13 protein-coding genes are annotated in these 16,679 nt (G+C 64.2%); 6 read left to right on the top strand and 7 right to left on the bottom strand.

The genetic code is table 11. The annotated features are described in order from the left end of the window. The first annotated feature begins 237 nt into the window (after positions 1-237). Positions 238-1,434, top strand: coding sequence for an acetylornithine transaminase (locus tag V1273_RS18375; protein ID WP_334362733.1), 1,197 nt, complete (start codon positions 238-240; stop codon positions 1,432-1,434). A 100-nt stretch (positions 1,435-1,534) separates the two neighbouring features. Here V1273_RS18375 and V1273_RS18380 read toward each other — a convergent pair whose 3' ends face one another. The 3 genes from V1273_RS18380 to pcsA form a co-directional block, all read right to left on the bottom strand. Further along, positions 1,535-2,509, bottom strand: coding sequence for a quinone oxidoreductase family protein (locus V1273_RS18380; RefSeq protein WP_334362734.1), 975 nt, complete (start codon positions 2,507-2,509; stop codon positions 1,535-1,537). A gap of 95 nt (positions 2,510-2,604) precedes the next feature. Further along, positions 2,605-3,333: a TerC family protein gene (locus tag V1273_RS18385; protein WP_334362735.1), complete on the bottom strand. Its 729-nt coding sequence runs from the start codon at positions 3,331-3,333 to the stop codon at positions 2,605-2,607. Beyond that, complete coding sequence (pcsA, locus tag V1273_RS18390; RefSeq protein ID WP_334410493.1) at positions 3,330-4,061, bottom strand: phosphatidylcholine synthase; 732 nt, start codon at positions 4,059-4,061, stop codon at positions 3,330-3,332. The genes V1273_RS18385 and pcsA overlap by 4 nt, the downstream gene beginning before the upstream one ends. A 135-nt stretch (positions 4,062-4,196) precedes the next feature. Between pcsA and V1273_RS18395 the strand changes: the two genes are divergently transcribed. After that, positions 4,197-5,387: a UbiH/UbiF family hydroxylase gene (locus V1273_RS18395; RefSeq protein ID WP_334362737.1), complete on the top strand. Its 1,191-nt coding sequence runs from the start codon at positions 4,197-4,199 to the stop codon at positions 5,385-5,387. A gap of 87 nt (positions 5,388-5,474) precedes the next feature. Here V1273_RS18395 and V1273_RS18400 read toward each other — a convergent pair whose 3' ends face one another. Further along, positions 5,475-6,428 (bottom strand): AEC family transporter, encoded by a 954-nt coding sequence (locus V1273_RS18400; protein WP_334362738.1) that lies wholly within the window; start codon positions 6,426-6,428, stop codon positions 5,475-5,477. Positions 6,429-6,552: 124 nt separating this feature from the next. On the opposite strand from V1273_RS18400, the gene hspQ reads away from it, so the two are divergent. Beyond that, positions 6,553-6,885 (top strand): heat shock protein HspQ, encoded by a 333-nt coding sequence (gene hspQ, locus V1273_RS18405; protein WP_028346018.1) that lies wholly within the window; start codon positions 6,553-6,555, stop codon positions 6,883-6,885. Between the two features lie 69 nt (positions 6,886-6,954). On the opposite strand, the gene V1273_RS18410 is transcribed toward hspQ, so the two are convergent. Further along, positions 6,955-7,773, bottom strand: coding sequence for an invasion associated locus B family protein (locus tag V1273_RS18410; RefSeq protein WP_334362739.1), 819 nt, complete (start codon positions 7,771-7,773; stop codon positions 6,955-6,957). Positions 7,774-8,035: 262 nt separating this feature from the next. Between V1273_RS18410 and V1273_RS18415 the strand changes: the two genes are divergently transcribed. From V1273_RS18415 to V1273_RS18425, 3 genes are all read left to right on the top strand, one after another. Further along, the gene (locus V1273_RS18415; RefSeq protein WP_334412236.1) at positions 8,036-9,862 is read left to right on the top strand and encodes an extracellular solute-binding protein; all 1,827 of its coding nucleotides are present in this window, start codon (positions 8,036-8,038) and stop codon (positions 9,860-9,862) included. A 45-nt stretch (positions 9,863-9,907) separates the two neighbouring features. Continuing rightward, positions 9,908-11,413 (top strand): class I adenylate-forming enzyme family protein, encoded by a 1,506-nt coding sequence (locus V1273_RS18420; RefSeq protein WP_334410494.1) that lies wholly within the window; start codon positions 9,908-9,910, stop codon positions 11,411-11,413. 91 nt (positions 11,414-11,504) lie between these two features. Then, positions 11,505-12,749 carry a GGDEF domain-containing protein gene (locus V1273_RS18425; RefSeq protein ID WP_334410495.1) on the top strand — a complete coding sequence of 415 codons (1,245 nt, stop codon included), beginning with the start codon at positions 11,505-11,507 and terminating at the stop codon, positions 12,747-12,749. A 122-nt stretch (positions 12,750-12,871) separates the two neighbouring features. On the opposite strand, the gene mfd is transcribed toward V1273_RS18425, so the two are convergent. Beyond that, positions 12,872-16,390 (bottom strand): transcription-repair coupling factor, encoded by a 3,519-nt coding sequence (gene mfd, locus V1273_RS18430; RefSeq protein ID WP_334410496.1) that lies wholly within the window; start codon positions 16,388-16,390, stop codon positions 12,872-12,874. Continuing rightward, positions 16,387-16,677, bottom strand: coding sequence for an FAD assembly factor SdhE (locus tag V1273_RS18435; RefSeq protein WP_334410497.1), 291 nt, complete (start codon positions 16,675-16,677; stop codon positions 16,387-16,389). Before V1273_RS18435 ends, mfd begins: the two co-directional genes overlap by 4 nt. Positions 16,678-16,679 lie beyond the last annotated feature (2 nt).

Below are 16,679 nucleotides of genomic sequence, written 5' to 3' on the forward strand. Positions count from 1 at the left end.
GACGCGGCTTGACATGGCGCACCGTTCGGCTGTATGGGCCATCGCCATGAAACTGAACCGGACCAACCGCCGCGCCTGCCTGCGTCGTCGCTCTGTCGACGATGATGGGTCGCGCCGTGTCCGACGACAACGCTGATTAGCTAGTTTCAGCCAAGTTTTCGAGAAGGCCGCACCCTCAAAGTGCGGCCTTCTTGCGTTTCGGCCTGCCCCTTCCCCCAAACCCCTGAGGAGATCGACATGACCCATGCTGCCCATCCGTTCGACGCGCTGATGAACATCACCGCGCGCCCGCAGGCCGTGTTCGTTCGCGGCGAAGGCGCGTATCTCTGGGATGACGCCGGCAAGCGCTACCTCGATTTCATGCAGGGTTGGGCCGTCAACTGCCTCGGCCATTCGCCGTCGGTCGTCGCCGAAGCGCTTGCCGCGCAGGCAAAACTGCTGCTGACGCCAAGCCCCGCCTTCTACAACGGCCCCAGCCTGAAACTCGCGCAAGCACTTCGCGAGAAGAGCTGCTTCGATCAGGTGTTCTTCGCCAATTCCGGCGCGGAGGCCAATGAAGGCGCCATCAAGCTCGCGCGGAAATACGGCACGAAATACAAGAACGGCGCGTTCGAAATCATCACCTTCGAAGGCGGATTTCACGGCCGCACGCTCGCGACCATGTCTGCATCGGGCAAAAAGGCGTTCGAGCCGCTGTTCGAGCCGAAAGTGTCAGGCTTCCGCAAAGCCAAGCTCAACGATCTCGATTCGGTGAAGGCGCTGATATCGGACAATACGGTCGCGGTGATGCTGGAGCCGATCCAGGGCGAAGCCGGCGTCTGGCCGGCAACCGATCAATTCATGAAGGAGTTGCGCGCACTGACGAAAGAGCACGGCCTGCTGCTGATCGTCGACGAAATCCAGACGGGGATGGGCCGGACTGGAAAGCTGTTTCACTATGAACATGCCGGCATCGAGCCCGACATCATGACCCTCGGCAAGGGTATTGGCGGCGGCGTGCCGCTGGCCGCCTTGCTCGCGACCGAGCATGCTTCCTGCTTCGAGCATGGCGACCAGGGCGGCACGTTCAACGGCAATCCGTTGATGTGCGCTGCGGGGCTTGCGGTGCTTGAGGAGGTTTCGAAGCCGGAATTTCTGAAAGCGGCTGCGGATGCCGGCCTGCTTCTGGAAAGCGAGCTGCAGAAACTGTCCGCGCGTCACGGGCTCGGCGAAGTCCGGGGCCGTGGACTGTTGCTGGCGCTCGATCTGAAGCTGCCGATCGGTGCCGCGATCGTGGCCGAAGCGTTCGCGGACGGCGTGCTCATCAACTCGCCGCAGCCCGATGCGCTCCGCTTCATGCCGGCGCTCAACGTCACGCGCGAGGAGATATCGCTGATGATCGATTGCCTTGATGCGATCCTGGTCAAGACAGGTGCGGCAAGGCGGGTGGCGTAGTCCGATCGTCATTGCGAGCGTAGCGAAGCAATCCATCGTGCCACGAGTGGAGATATGGATTGCTTCGTCGCTTCGCTCCTCGCAATGACGGCGGAGAGACTCACGGCCGCAGGATCGCAGCCCCCGTGGTCGCCCTGCTCTCGAGCTCGATATGCGCCTTCGCCGCATCCTTCAGCGCGTAGGCATGATTGATCGGCACGTGCAGTTTGCCGTTGATGACGGCGGCAAACAGCGTGTCGGCGCCTTCAAGCAGCTCCTTGCGGGTGCTGACATAGTCATTGAGCTTGGGCCGGGTGGCAAACAGCGAGCCGTGATTGTTGAGCTCGGCAAGCGGGAACGGCGGCACCGGACCGGAGGCGTTGCCGAAGCTCACGAACAGGCCGCGGGGCCGCAGGCACGACAGCGAGCCCGGGAAAGTGGTCTTGCCGACGCCGTCATAGACGACGTCGCAGAGCTCGTTGCGGCTGATCTGTTTCACGCGTGCGACGAAGTCCTCTTCGTTATAGAGGATAACGTGATCGCAGCCATTGGCGAGAGCGAGATCGGCCTTGGCCTTGGAGCCGACGGTGCCAATCACATGCGCGCCGAGCGCCTTGGCCCATTGGCAGGCCAACAGGCCGATGCCGCCCGCGGCGGCATGGATCAGCACGCGATGGCCGGGTTCGACCTTGAAGGTCTTGTGCAGGAGGTACCAGACCGTCAGCCCCTTCAGCATCAGGACGGCGCCCTGCTCATAGGTGATGTGGTCGGGCAGCTTGACCAGCTTGTCGGCCGGGATCACCCGCTCGCTGGTGTAGCCGCCGAGCGTGAAATAATAGGCCACGCGGTCACCGGGATGAAAATTGGTAACGCCCGGGCCCACGGCCAGGACCTCGCCGGCGGCCTCATTGCCGGCAATGAACGGCAGCCCCGGCGCCTTGTAGAGACCGGTGCGGAAATAGACGTCAATGAAGTTCAGCCCGACGGCATGCTGGCGGAGGCGAACCTCACCCGGCCCCGGCGCCGGGACCTCGACGTCCTCATACACCAGGGCTTCCGGTCCCCCCACCTTGTGCACGCGCACAGCCTTGGTCATGACAGTCTCTCCCTCGGTATTTGCTGAACGCCCCAGCTACGAAGCGAAACGAAAGCCATCGCCGTCGCCTTGTCAACTGATCGGTCGAAAAACGCCTATTTGGCGGCGGCTTTTCTGCGGTTGCGCCTGGCGAGCACATTGAACATTTCGACCGCGGCCGCGAACAACATGGCAAAATAGATGTAGCCGCGCGGGATATGGAATTGGAATCCGTCCGCCACCAGCGCCACGCCGATCAGCACCAGGAATGCCAGTGCCAGCATCTTGGTGGTCGGGTGATTGGCCACGAACCGGGCCACCGGACCCGACGAGACGTACATGACGACGCATGCGATCACGACGGCGGCGATCATGATCTCCAGATCCTGCGCCATACCGATCGCGGTGATGATCGAGTCCAGGGAGAACACGATGTCGATGATGATGATCTGCACGATCACCCAGAAGAATGCGCTGGCCCTGGGTTCGGCATCGAGCTCGCCATCGCTCGCCTCGACCTCGCCATGAATTTCATGCGTCGCCTTCGCGATCAGGAAGGCTCCACCGGCAATCAGGATGATGTCCCGCCAGGACAGTTCGACATTTCTTATCGTGATGACCGGCTCCGTCAGGCCGATCAGCCACACCAGCAGGGTGAGCAGTAGGATGCGGAACACCAGTGCCAGCAGCAAGCCGATTTGACGCGCGCGTTTGGCCTGCGCCGGCGGGATGCGCGAGACGATCACGGAGATGAAAATGACGTTGTCGATGCCGAGCACGATTTCCAGCGCCGTCAATGTCAACAGCGCCGCCCAGGCTTCCGGGCTCGTCAATAATTCCATCATGCCTTGAACGACTTGATTTGCCGGATCACGGCGTCACTTCCTATTACGTAAGCCGCAATGGCGCACAGCGCGGCGATGATGGGAGCGCCCACGTTGAAATCGCAGATCAGCGTATAGATCGCCAGCACGGCTCCAATGGCCATCAGCCACAGGGTCAGCCAGCGTAGCCGCACCACCCTGATCGGATGCAGCACATGAAACGGGGCGAATGTGAGCGCGATCAGGATTGCAATTCCAAGAGTCGAGAGTGCCGGCGGCAAGTGCAGCAAGAACAAATAAAACGCCGCCGCGTTCCACAGCGCCGGAAAGCCGCGAAAGTGGTTGTCGGACGCCTTCATGCGCCGGTCCGCGAAATAGAGCGCACCGGAAACCATAATGCCGATGCCGAGTAGCGGCGCCGCCACCGGCAGCAGCAGCCCGCTCGCGGTGATGGCATAGGCCGGAACGAAGACGTAGGTCACGAAATCGACGACGAGATCGAGCACGTCGCCCGACCAGTTCGGCTGCAGCCGCACGACATCCAGCTTTCGCGCCAGCGGCCCGTCGATGGCATCGATGATCAGGGCGACGCCAAGCCAGCCGAACATATTGGCCCAATGTTCGCGGACGGCCTCGAGCATCGCCAGCAGCGCGACGCCCGCGCCCAGTGCCGTGAAAATGTGTACGGCGAATGCGGCGGTCCGCATTCGGCTGGTGGGGACGGAATCTGGCTCTGTGGTCTGGTCCATTGCTCCGGCAGTGCTATCAGGAATCGCCCCGATTTGCATATCGGCGCTTTGCGGCGTTCCGCCGCGCGATTGAGCGGAAACATTTCGGCCGGTTGATGACTTGAAAATGCCAGCCCGAGCGTCAATTGTCCCGATATGAATGACGCATCTCAAGTTTATGACGCTGCCGTGATCGGCGGCGGGCCAGCGGGCCTGACCGCAGCCGTCGCGCTGGCCGCTACCGGCGCGAGAACCGCCCTGCTCGCCCGCCGCGCCCCCTATGCCGACAACCGCACCACGGCGCTGTTGGGGGCTTCCACCGAGCTGCTCGAACGTCTCGAGGTCTGGCCGCGCTGCCAGGACAGGGCTGCCGCCTTGCGGATCATGCGCCTTGTCGACGACACCGACCGGCTAATCCGCGCGCCCGAGGTGCGGTTTTCCTCGGACGAGATCGGTCTCGAACAGTTCGGCTACAACATCGACAACCGATCGTTAATGGTTGCCCTTGAAGAGCGCGCCGCCGAACTTTCCAATTTGACTCGATTTGACGATGAGGCCGCCGCAATCGACCCGCAGGATGCGATCGTCGCCATCCGTACCGGCAAGGGCGAGCAGCTTTTCGCGCGGCTGGTGATCGGCGCAGACGGCCGGCAATCACCGTCCCGCGAGGCGGCCGGCATCAAGACCAGCCGTCGCGACCTTCATCAGTCGGCGCTTACCTTCAACATTTCCCATTCTCGACCGCACAACTGCATCTCCACCGAGTTTCACACCGCGCAAGGTCCATGCGTATTCGTGCCCCTGCCCGGCAACCGCTGCAGCGTGGTGTGGGTCTCGGAAACCAGAGAAGCGGAGCGGCTGATCTCGCTTGGCGACGAGGAATTGTCGGAAGCCACGGAAAGACAATCGCACTCCATTTTCGGCCGCGTCCAGGTGGAAGCCGGGCGCAACCTGTTTCCGCTGACGATCGAGCGTCCCGAGCAATTCGCCAGCCATCGTGTCGCGCTGGTCGGCGAATCCGCCCACGTGGTGCCGCCGATCGGCGCCCAAGGCCTCAACATGGGATTGCGCGATGCGGCCGATATCGCCGATATCGCCGGCAATGCGATCTCGCTCGGCGAGGATCCGGGGGCGCCGGCCGTACTGGCGCGCTATCAATCCGCGCGCCGTGCCGACGTCGCAAGCCGGCTGATCGCGATCGACGTCGCCAACCGTTCATTGCTTAGCGATTTCCTGCCGATGCAATCGCTGCGCGCGGCCGGTATGCACCTCCTCGCCTCGTTCGGCCCGCTGCGGCGGCTTGCCATGCGCGAGGGGCTGGCGCCGACCTGGAAGCGCGTGAGCTAGCTCCGGACGCCAGCGCGAGGGCTGCGAACCTGGCTCACTCTACTTTGCATGGGGTTGTTTTCGCGATTTTGTGTCTCCGCGCCACGCTTACGGAAACACCAGCCGCCCGCTCTGGATGAACCACATCACGCTGGTCAGCGTGACCACGGAGGCGAAGGTTCCGATCAGGACGGCCACCGACGCCGGCTCGATCCAGGTATTGTTCTGCCGGGCGATCACGAACACGTTCAGCGCCGGCGGCAGCGCGGCCATCAGTACGGCGGTCGCGGCCCAGGGCTGCGCGAACGGGCCAAAAAGCAGCATCAGCCCGAATACGATGAGCGGATGGATCAGGAGCTTGATCGCGATCACGCCGGGCACTTCCCAGGGCACCCGATCGAACGGCCGCAGTGCCACGGTGACGCCGAGCACGAACAGCGCCGTCGGCGCCGCCGCGTTCTGGAGAAATAGCAAGGTCCTGTCGATGGCGACCGGCACTTGAATGTGCAACGCCGCGACAAGCGCTCCCGCGGCGGCCGACATGATCAGCGGATTGAGCACGATCTGCCGCGCGGCGATGCCGATGGCGTACAGGAGCGACGGATGCTTGCGATCGCTCAGCGCCATCAGCAGCGGCACGATCGTGAACAGGAAAATGCTGTCGCAGCAGAAGATCAACGCGGTCGGCGCCGCTGCCTTGGCTCCGAGCACCGCCAGCGCCAGCCCGGGGCCCATATAGCCGATATTGCCGTAGGCTCCGGCAAGGCCCGCCATCGTCGCCTTGCGCAGCGACAGTTCGCCGATGATGCGGCCTGCCACCATGGCAAGCACGAAGGCGCTCACGGTCGCCAGCGTGGTTGCGATCAGAAACGGCGGGTTGTTCAGTTCGGAAAATGGCGTCTCCGACATGATGCGGAATAGCAAGGCCGGCAGCGAGACGTAGAGCAGAAAGAAGTTCATCCAGGCGAGGCCAGATTCCGGCAGCCCTCGGGTCTTGCCGCAGGCAAAGCCGATGAAGATCAGGCCGAAATAGGGGAGCGCGAGGTTGAGGATGTCGACCATCTCGTAAAGCGTCTTTTCGTCAGTGATTTTGGGGAGATGGCGCCGGATATGGCCACCACGCGTAAAGGTTAATTCGTCCTATTGCCCCTAGCATCGGCCACAATCATGGTCTATTCGACGGGATATGATCAAAGCGCGCACCGCCAAATTTCAGATCGGGCAGATCGTCCGCCACCGGGTGTTTTCATTCCGGGGCGTGATTTTCGATATCGATCCGGAATTCAACAATACCGAGGAATGGTGGTTGTCGATCCCAGAGGAGGTTCGGCCTGACAAGGATCAGCCGTTCTATCACCTGCTCGCGGAAAACTCGGAGTCCGAATACGTCGCCTACGTCTCCGAGCAAAATCTGCTGCCGGACGATTCCGGCGAGCCGATCCGGCACTCGCAGGTGGCCGAGATTTTCGTGAAGGACAAGTCCGGCGGCTACCGCCCGCGCAACCCGTCGCTCAACTAGCATTCTTCTTCCGGCAACGAAAAAGGCGCCCCGGTCGGGCGCCTTTTGTTTTGTCGAATGGCGCGGCTGTTACTTCGCCGCCGGATTTGCAGTGGCGCCCGGCTGGGTGCCCTCCAGCTTCTTGCGCTGCTCCTCAGCACGCTTCTGCAGCTCTTCCTGCAGTTTCTTCTGGTTTTCCTCGAACTGCTTCGGATCAGTCGGCGGACCGTCAAAGGCCTTGGCGAATTCACCGGCGAGCGGCAGCGGCAGCGTCAGCGGCGCGCCGTTGGAATTGATCGCCTGAACAACCAGATTCTGGCCCTTCTTCAAGTTGGCGATCAGCTCGGGGGTTGCTTCGTAGTCCGACATGCAGCCGTTCTGGAAGCAGATCACATAGGGGCCCTGCTGCGGCGGATTGTTATCAACGATGATCCGGGTTCCGTGCACGAGCTGCATGCCGAGCGGCAAGGTCACGCGCAGGAGCTTCTTCGGCTCGCCTTCCGGCTCGATGATGACGGCGGCGATGACGGGTTGGCCCGACTCGATGCGGCCGTCCTTGCCGGTGAAGCAAACCTGCTTGGCGCCGGCTTCCTGACCCTTGAGACAGAACTTGGTCCAGGGCGCGTAGATTAGCTGGACCTGCTGCTCCTGGGGCGGGGCGGCGCCGGCAGGAGCGCCAGCCGGAGGGGCTTGTGCCGCGGGAGCGCCGGCGGGACCCTTGGGAGCAGCCTTCGGCGGCGCTTTCGGAGCGGCAGGCGCCGGGGCGGCCTTCGGGGCCCCGGGCGCTGGCGCGGGCTGCTGAGCTTGCGCGCCCGACGCGATCAACGTTGCCGACAATGCCGAGGCCGCCAACAGGGCTAAGACCTGCCCACGCGGCCGAATCGACGCGGCGAAGATACGGAAATTCATTGCGGAAAACCCTTTCTGAACCGGAGCGCCCGAAACCGCTACAGGCACCGACACCAACCCGCGCTGGGGCGGCTGTCTCGTTGGCAATTGAGGCGGATACGTGACCGGCGTTCCCGCGGTCATCAACTGCCCGCCTTCAATACAGCGGCAGACGAAAAGATCAATGCCGACAAGCATCTTTGGGGGTTCCTCGCAGGCCGAGGCCGAAGCCTATGGTAAAGCTTTCTTCGTGCGCATTTTCGAATCAGATACCTACCCGTCTATGACCCGCTTCGGTCGTATCCGCCTGCGTGTGCTCGCGGGCATTGCCCTGGCGCTGGCTGTGACGCCGCTCGCGCCGGTCCACGAAACCAGAGCGGCCGAAAGCAACGCGCTGGCGATGCACGGTGCGCCTGCTCTTCCCGCCGGTTTCACGCATATGCCCTACGCCAATCCCGAAGCGCCGAAGGGCGGACGGCTGGTCTGGGGCGCCTTGGGAACCTTCGACAGCCTCAACCCCCTGATCGTCCGCGGCCTCGCGGTTCAGCAGATCAGGGGCTTTGTGGTCGAGAGTCTGATGGCGCGCGGCAACGATGAGGCTTTCACGCTCTATGGCTTGCTGGCCAAAACCGTCGAGACCGACGACGCGCGCAGCTACGTCTCGTTCCACCTCGACCCGCGGGCGCGCTTCGCCGACGGCAAGCCAGTCACGGCGGAGGACGTCCTGTTTTCGTGGGCCTTGCTGCGCGACAAGGGGCGCCCCAATCACCGCCAGTATTATTCCAAAGTGGTAAAGGCCGAAGCACCCGATCCGCTCACCGTGCGGTTCGATTTCGGCGGCGGCAACGACCGCGAGCTGCCGCTGATCCTCGGGCTGATGCCCGTCTTGCCGAAGCATGCGGTCGATCCGGCAACGTTCGAGGAAACCACGATGACCGGTCCAGTCGGTTCCGGCCCCTATCGCGTCACCGCCGTCAAGCCCGGCGCCAGCGTCACGCTGACCCGCAATCCCGACTATTGGGGCCGCGACCTGCCGGTGAATCGCGGATTGTGGAACTTCGACGAGATCAGGCTCGACTTCTATCGCGAGTCCAACGGCCAGTTCGAGGCATTCAAGCGTAGCCTCTATGACTTTCGCGCCGAGCACGAGCCGCTGCGCTGGCATGACGGTTACGATTTTCCGGCCGCTCGCAACGGCGAAGTGATCCGCGATACCATCAAGACCGGAATGCCGCAGCCCTCGGAATTCCTGGTGTTCAACACGCGGCGTCCGGTGTTTTCAGACATCCGCGTGCGGCAGGCCCTGACGCTGCTGTTCGATTTCGAGTGGGTCAACCGCAATTACTTTTTCGGACTCTATGCGCGTGCGGCGGGCTTCTTCGCAGGGTCCGAACTATCCGCCTACGCCCGCCCGGCCGACGAGCGCGAGCGCGAACTCTTGAAGCCGTTCGCGGCACGGATCCGGCCGGATATTCTCGATGGCACGTACCGCCTGCCCGTCACCGACGGATCGGGCCGCGATCGCACGACGCTGCGCAGCGCGCTCAAATTGCTGTCGGAAGCCGGCTACGATCTCGATGGGGCCGTGCTGCGGCAGCGTTCGTCCAGGACGCCGCTCACCTTCGAAATCCTGGTGACGACGCGCGACCAGGAGCGGATTGCGCTTTCCTATCAGCGCGACCTCAAGCGCGCCGGCATCGAGACCAGCGTCCGCGCGGTCGACCCCGTGCAGTTCGACCAGCGCCGGCTGAGCTACGAGTTCGATATGCTGCAGAACCGCTGGGACCAGTCGCTATCTCCCGGGAACGAGCAGTCTTTCTACTGGGGCAGCCAGGCCGCCGACATTCCCGGCACCCGGAATTACATGGGGGCCAAGGAGCCCGCGATCGATGCCATGATCGCTGCCCTGCTCGAGGCGCGCGAACGTCCGCCTTTCGTCTCCGCGGTGCGGGCCCTCGACCGCGTCCTGATGTCGGGCTTCTACGCAATTCCAGTGTTTAACGTGCAGGAGCAATGGATTGCGCGGTGGAATCGGATAGAACAACCTACAGCGACCGCGTTGACGGGCTATCTGCCGGAAACCTGGTGGCAGAAGCCGGAAATGAAGTGAACCCGCCAAGCGATCCAACCTCCGTGACAGAGCCGAAGTAACGCCGTGACCCAGCCCACCGCTTCGCCAACGCTCGATACGTTGTTCAAACGGAACCTGGCACGGCAGCCGGACGCGCTGGCGCTGGTCGATCCCCCCAACAAGCAGCGCATCACCGGCCAGCCGCCGAAGCGTCTTACCTTCGCGCAGGCCGACCGTATGATCTCGTCGCTGGCCGCGCACTTCATTGAATCCGGCTTGCCGTCCAATTCCGTGATCGCGGTTCAATTGCCGAACACCATCGAATTCGCGCTCACCGTGCTCGCCGCCTTCCGCGCCGGCCTGGTCGTCGCGGTGCTGCCGCTGCTCTGGCGGCAGTCGGAATTGACCATGGCGCTCAACCGCACCGCCGCGCGGGCGATCGTGACCTCGGGCAAGGTCGACGGCGTGATCTACTCGGATCTCGCCATGAACGCTGCTGCCGAAGCGTTCTCGATCCGCCATGTCTGCGGCTTCGGCGGCGAGCTGCCCGAAGGCATGGCCTCGCTCGACAACGCCATCTTCCGGGAATCCCCGACCACGCGGGCCGTGGTCCAGGACGGCCGCAAGGCGGCGCTGATTTCCTTCGATGTCACCTCGGACGGCTTCCGGCCGGTCCCGCGCGCCCATCTCGGCGTGATTGCGGGCGGCCTTGCCATGTCGCTCGAAAGCGACGTGCCGCAGGGCGCAACGATCCTATCGGCCTTCTCGCCGATGTCATTTGCCGGCCTCGCCTCGTCGCTGGCGATCTGGCTGCTGTCGGGCGGAACACTGGTGTTGCACCATCCGTTCGACGACGAGGTGCTGGAACAGCAGATCAACGAGCAGGCCTGCGACACGCTGATCGCACCTGCCCAACTGGCGCTGCGGCTGGACGAACTGGACCTCGGCACGCGGATGCCGAGCCTGCGCAATGTCATCGGCCTGTGGCGGACCCCGGAGCAGATCGGCTCCAGCGCGGGCTGGGCCGCGCAACAGGCGACGCTGACGGATGTCTATCTGTTCGGCGAGGCCGGATTGTTCGGTGCCCGTCGGATCGCGGAAGACGGCTCCCCGGCCCTGATCAAGCCGGGCCCCCACGGGGCGCCGCGCGACCTGCCGGGATCGTCGATCGCGGGCGAGATATTGCTGACGCCGCGCGGCACGTTGGGACTGCGCGGGCCGATGGTGCCGGTCGCGGCCTATGCGCCGCCTCCACCGCCGAGCGATTCCCTGATCGCGGCGCCGCCGCGCGACTACGTCGATACGGATTACGCGGCGCGGCTCGACCGCGTGACCGGCGCGGTCAATATCACCGCGCCGCCGTCCGGCGTGATGGCTGTCGGCGGCTACCGATTCCTGGCGCAGGACCTGCAGGAGTGGGCGCGCCGGCTCGGTCAGGGCGTGCTGCTGACCGCGCTGCCGGACCGCCTCAGCGGCCACCGGCTCGCCGGCCGTGCGCTCGACAATGCCCGCGCCCGAGACGCTCTGACAGAACTCGGACTTAACCCGTTGATGGTGGAAGCATTTCGGGATCGGAGCAACGCCGCCTGAGAGACCGCTGGCGGGGCGCCCGTTGACGCCGCATTAAGCGCGGCAAACTAGGATCGCAGCTTCCTATTGCCCGCCTGATCCGAGTTCTCAGATGTCCCAGCAAGGTACGATCCTCGTCGTATCGACGGCGAAACCGCCTTCCTTTGCCGCCACGCTCGATGTCGCGCGACTGTTTCCGGTGGTCGAGAGCGGGTGGACGGATGCGGCGCGCGCGGTCGAGCAGGTGCAACCGGCGGCCGTGCTGGCCGAAACCTCCGGCACCAATGCAGCCGGACTGGCGGAGCTGGCCGTGCGGGTCGCGGCGCGACAGCCCTATCTGCCGCTGATCGCGATCGACCCGCAGAACCCTGTTCCGGACAACGTCATTCCCTTTTTTCAGAGCCAAGTCCCGAACGCCAAGCAAGGCGGCTCCGACCGGCTGGCGGCTCGCCTGCGTGCCGCGCTGCGCGTGCGGTCGTTGCATGCGACCGTAATGCGCCGGCTGGTGCCGGCAACGCCGATGGCGTTGTCGCATATCGATCCGGCGCGCGACGCTACCGTGCTGCTGATCGGCCGCGGCGCTGCCTATCCGGCGCTGTCGGTCGCGCTTGGCGAGCGCACCGGCGTGGTCGGGGCGCTTTCGATCGAAGCGGCAGCGAAGCATCTCAACGTCAGGGACATCGACGGCATCGTGCTCGGCGAAGGATTCAGCCTGCGCGTGGTCGATGCCTTCCTCACCGTGCTGACCGAGGACGCCCGTTTCCGCAATCTTCCCGTCGTCGTGGCGGCGGGCGATCTGGCGCCGGCCTATGATTTGCCAAACCTCGAGATCGTCTCCGGCGACGCCGTCCAGGTGGCAGCGATTGGGCTGCCGCTGATCCGCCAGCACGCCTTTGAAGCGCATCTGAGCCGCACGCTGAAGGCCATCGACGCCGACGGCCTGATCGACGCGCGGACCGGTCTGCTCACCCCGGAAGCCTTCGAGCGCGACTTTGCCAGCGCCATCTACCAGACCCAGCAACGCGGCGGCGGATTGTCGGTGGCGCGCTTTGCGTTCGATCCCGCACACCCCCGCGCGCAATTCGACGGCGCGCGGATTATCAGCCGCCTGATGCGACAAATGGATTTCGGCGCCGCCCAGGACGACGGCTCGGTTGTCGTGGTGTTTGCCGAGGCCGACCTGAAGTCGGCTCACGCCATCGCGCGGCGGCTGTCGAGCGTGATGCGCCATACCAGCCACGGCCAGCGCGACGCACGGTCGGAGCAAACCGTGACGGTCGCAACGCTGCTGCCGAACGATTCCGTGAAATCGCTGCGGTCACGGCTGCAGGAAGACGCGCAACGGGCAGCGTCTTAGAGCACCATACCTATCCCCGTCATTGCGAGCGAAGCGAAGCAATCCATCTCTCCGCATATACGGTGGGTATGGATTGCTTCGTCGCTTTGCTCCTCGCAATGACGGGGAGGGATCGACGCGTTTCACGCCGCCTTTTTGCTCTCCGCGAGATTGGCGAGCTGCCGCAAGATCTCGGTCGTACCCATCAGCCGCTCCTCAGGCGTCTTCCATTGCTGCAGGAACACCACCTTCATATCCGGCCGCACCTTCGCGGCCTGGCCGTGCTGACGGATAAAGGCGACGAGGCGATCCGGCTGGGCAAAGCTGTTGTCGCGGAACGAGATCACGGCGCCCTTCGGACCGGCGTCGACTTTCTCGACATTGGCGCGGCGGCAGTAGGCCTTGATGGCCGCGACCTTGAAGAGATAGCGAACCTCGTCCGGCAGCACGCCGAAACGGTCGCGCATCTCGGCGGCAAAATTGTCGATCTCCTCGTCGGTGTCGAGATCGGCGAGCCGACGGTACAGCGACAGCCGCACCGAAAGATCGTTGACGTAATCCTCGGGGATTAGCACCGGCATGCCGATGGTGATCTGCGGCGACCAGCGGTCGGCGGCGGGCTCGGCCACGCCGGCCTTGAGGTTGAGGATCGCCTCCTCCAACATCGATTGATAGAGCTCGAAGCCGACTTCCTTGATGTGACCGGATTGCTCTTCTCCGAGCAGATTGCCGGCGCCGCGGATGTCGAGGTCGTGAGATGCGAGCTGAAAGCCCGCGCCCAGTGTTTCCAGCGACTGCAGCACCTTCAGCCGCCGCTCGGCCTGTGCGGTGATCTTCTGTTGCGCCGGCAGCGTGAACAGCGCGTAAGCGCGCAGCTTCGAGCGCCCCACCCGCCCGCGCAACTGATAGAGCTGCGCCAGCCCGAACATGTCGGCGCGATGCACGATCAGGGTATTGGCGTTCGGGATGTCGAGGCCGGACTCGATGATGGTGGTCGAAAGCAGGATGTCGTATTTGCCGTCATAGAAGGCCGATATGATGTCCTCGATCACGGTCGGCGGCATCTGGCCATGCGCAACCGCGACCTTCATCTCCGGCACGTTCTTGTCGAGGAAGTCCTTGACGCCGGCAAGGTCCTCGATCCGCGGCACGACGTAGAACGCCTGCCCGCCGCGGTAGCGTTCGCGCAGCAGCGCCTCGCGGATCATCAGGGGATCGTGCGGCGCCACGAAGGTGCGCACCGCGAGGCGATCGACCGGGGGTGAGGCGATAATCGAAAGATCGCGCACGCCGGTCAGCGCAAGCTGCAGCGTCCGCGGGATTGGCGTCGCGCTCAGCGTCAAGACATGCACCTGCGCCCGCAACTGCTTCAGCTTTTCCTTGTGGCTGACGCCAAAGTGCTGCTCCTCGTCGACAATCAAAAGGCCCAGATCGCGGAACTTGATCGACTTGCCGAGCAGCGCATGGGTGCCGACCACGATGTCGACATTGCCTTCGGCAAGCCCCTTCTTGACCTGCGTCAGCTCCTTGGCCGGGATCAGCCGGGACGCCTGCGCGACATTGACTGGGAAACCTCTGAAGCGTTCGGCAAAATTCTTGCTGTGCTGACGGGCGAGCAGCGTGGTCGGCACGACGACGGCGACCTGCTTGCCTTCGAGCGCGACCGCGAATGCCGCGCGCAACGCCACCTCAGTCTTGCCGAAGCCGACGTCGCCGCAAATCAGCCGGTCCATGGGACGGCCAGTTTCAAGGTCTTTCAGCGTGGATGTGATGGCGCCAAGCTGATCCTCGGTCTCCTCATAAGGGAAGCGCGCACAGAATTCGTCATAGACATGCGGCTGCACCGGCATTTTCGGCGCTTCGTGCAGTTGCCGCTCGGCTGCGATCTTGATCAGTTCGCCGGCAATCTCGCGGATCCGGTTCTTCAGCTTGGCCTTGCGCGCCTGCCAACCGCCGCCACCAAGCCGGTCCAATTCGACATTGGCGTGGTCAGAGCCGTACCGCGACAACAGCTCGATGTTCTCGACCGGCAGGAACAGCTTTGTTTCAGCGGCATAATGCAGTTCGAGACAGTCGTGCGGCGCTCCGCCCACCTCGATCGTCTGCAAGCCGACAAAGCGCCCGATGCCGTGCTCGACGTGCACCACGAGATCGCCGGTCGAAAGGCTCGTGACTTCCGAGATGAAATTGTCGAGCTTGCGGCTTGATTTGCGCTGGCGCACCAGGCGGTCGCCGAGGATGTCCTGCTCGCTGATGACGGCGAATTCGTCGGTCTCGAAACCGCTCTCCATGCCGACCACCGCCAGCATGGCCTCGTTGCGCGGCGTCGCCTGCACGGTACGCCAGGCGTTGACGGTGGTGATATTGGCGAGCTTGTGGTCCCGCAGCATGCTGGCCATGCGGTCGCGCGAGCCTTCGCTCCACAGCGCGATCACCACCTTCTTGCGCTGCGCCTGCAATGCCAGCACATGCGTCACGACGGCTTCGAACACGTTGACGGAAGTGTCGGCCCGCTCGGGCGTGAAATTGCGGCCCTGCCTCGCGCCGGCGTCGAATAAGTCGCCAGTGCCCTCAGGCACGGCAAACGGCGTCAGCCGCGCCACCGCGGCGTCGCTCAGCCGCGTCGTCCACTCCGCTTCCGTCAGATAGAGCCGATCCGGAGGTAACGGCTTGTAGATCGCACCCGATCCGGGATGCTCCAGCGCCTCGCGCCTGGCCTCGTAATAGTCCGCGATCTGCTTGAAGCGTTCGCGTGCGGCGTCCTCGCCTTGCGGTTCGATCGCGATCGGCGCACCGTCGAGATAATCGAACAGCGTATCCATCCGCTCCTGGAACAGCGGCAGCCAGTGCTCCATGCCAGGATGGCGGCGGCCCTCACTGACGGCCTCATAGAGCGGATCGTCGCGCTCGGGCGCGCCGAAGGCTGCGACATAGCCCATGCGAAAGCGGCGGATGGTTTCGGTGACGAGCTGGAATTCCGAGATCGGCACCAGGTCGAGCGCGCGCATGTCGAGCAGCGTGCGCTGAGTTTCCGCATCGAAGGTGCGGATCGATTCGAGGGAGTCGCCGAAGAAGTCGAACCGCACCGGCTGCTCGAGGCCGGCCGGAAACAGATCGAGGATGCCGCCGCGCACGGCGTACTCGCCGGGCTCGCGCACGGTCGAGGAGCGATTGTAGCCATTGTGCTCCAGCCAGGCGACGATCGAATCCATCGGTACGACATGGCCGGGCGCGACCGACAGCGCCTGCGCCGCTACCACCTCGCGCGCGGGCACGCGCTGCACGATGGCGTTGACCGTCGTCAGCACGATCAGCGGCTTGTCGCTGCCCTGCAGGCGCGATAGCCGCGCCAGCGTCGTCAGCCGCTGTGCCAGGATGCCGCCATGCGGCGACACCCGGTCATACGGCTGGCAGTCCCAGGCCGGAAACTGCATCACGGGCAAATCAGGGGCGAAAAATTCCAGCGCCCGTGCCAGTTGTTGCATGCGCGGACCATCGCGGCAGACCACGGCAAGGCTGACCGCCGGCGGTTTCGGCTTGGCCGCGACCGCACGCGCGAGGTCGGAGACGACAAGCCCCTCCGCGCCCTCGGCGACATTGGCAAACGTCAGTGCGCGGCCGGGTGCCAACAGCGCGGCGGGCGATTTGACGGGCGCCTTCACGCGTGGTGATCCACGGCGCGAAACGCCTTGATACGGTCGAACAGCGCGGTCGCATATTCCGGATCGAGTGGCTTGTCGCCGGTCAGCGCGGCATAGAGGTCGGGATCGGGCACCTCGATCAGGCGCTCCAACTCGGCCAACTCGTCATCGCGCATGCCCGATATCTCGGCATCGGCAAAGCGCCCGAGGATGAGGTCCATCTCACGGGTGCCGCGATGCCAGCAGCGAAATAAAAGCCGCTTGCGGCGGTCATCGAGGCCACCGCTCGATCGTGTCGTACCCGTCATTT

The organism is Bradyrhizobium sp. AZCC 1721 (genome assembly GCF_036924715.1).
Lineage (GTDB): Bacteria > Pseudomonadota > Alphaproteobacteria > Rhizobiales > Xanthobacteraceae > Bradyrhizobium.

What these genes read in the sequence shown, in the direction of transcription:
- pcsA (WP_334410493.1), bottom strand. Translation starts at nt 4,061, where the DNA reads ATGGACCAGACCACAGAGCCAGATTCCGTCCCCACCAGCCGAATGCGG.
- V1273_RS18425 (WP_334410495.1), top strand. Translation starts at nt 11,505, where the DNA reads ATGTCCCAGCAAGGTACGATCCTCGTCGTATCGACGGCGAAACCGCCT.
- V1273_RS18410 (WP_334362739.1), bottom strand. Translation starts at nt 7,773, where the DNA reads ATGAATTTCCGTATCTTCGCCGCGTCGATTCGGCCGCGTGGGCAGGTC.
- V1273_RS18435 (WP_334410497.1), bottom strand. Translation starts at nt 16,677, where the DNA reads ATGACGGGTACGACACGATCGAGCGGTGGCCTCGATGACCGCCGCAAG.
- V1273_RS18375 (WP_334362733.1), top strand. Translation starts at nt 238, where the DNA reads ATGACCCATGCTGCCCATCCGTTCGACGCGCTGATGAACATCACCGCG.
- V1273_RS18385 (WP_334362735.1), bottom strand. Translation starts at nt 3,333, where the DNA reads ATGATGGAATTATTGACGAGCCCGGAAGCCTGGGCGGCGCTGTTGACA.
- V1273_RS18400 (WP_334362738.1), bottom strand. Translation starts at nt 6,428, where the DNA reads ATGGTCGACATCCTCAACCTCGCGCTCCCCTATTTCGGCCTGATCTTC.
- V1273_RS18415 (WP_334412236.1), top strand. Translation starts at nt 8,036, where the DNA reads ATGACCCGCTTCGGTCGTATCCGCCTGCGTGTGCTCGCGGGCATTGCC.
- hspQ (WP_028346018.1), top strand. Translation starts at nt 6,553, where the DNA reads ATGATCAAAGCGCGCACCGCCAAATTTCAGATCGGGCAGATCGTCCGC.
- V1273_RS18395 (WP_334362737.1), top strand. Translation starts at nt 4,197, where the DNA reads ATGAATGACGCATCTCAAGTTTATGACGCTGCCGTGATCGGCGGCGGG.
- V1273_RS18380 (WP_334362734.1), bottom strand. Translation starts at nt 2,509, where the DNA reads ATGACCAAGGCTGTGCGCGTGCACAAGGTGGGGGGACCGGAAGCCCTG.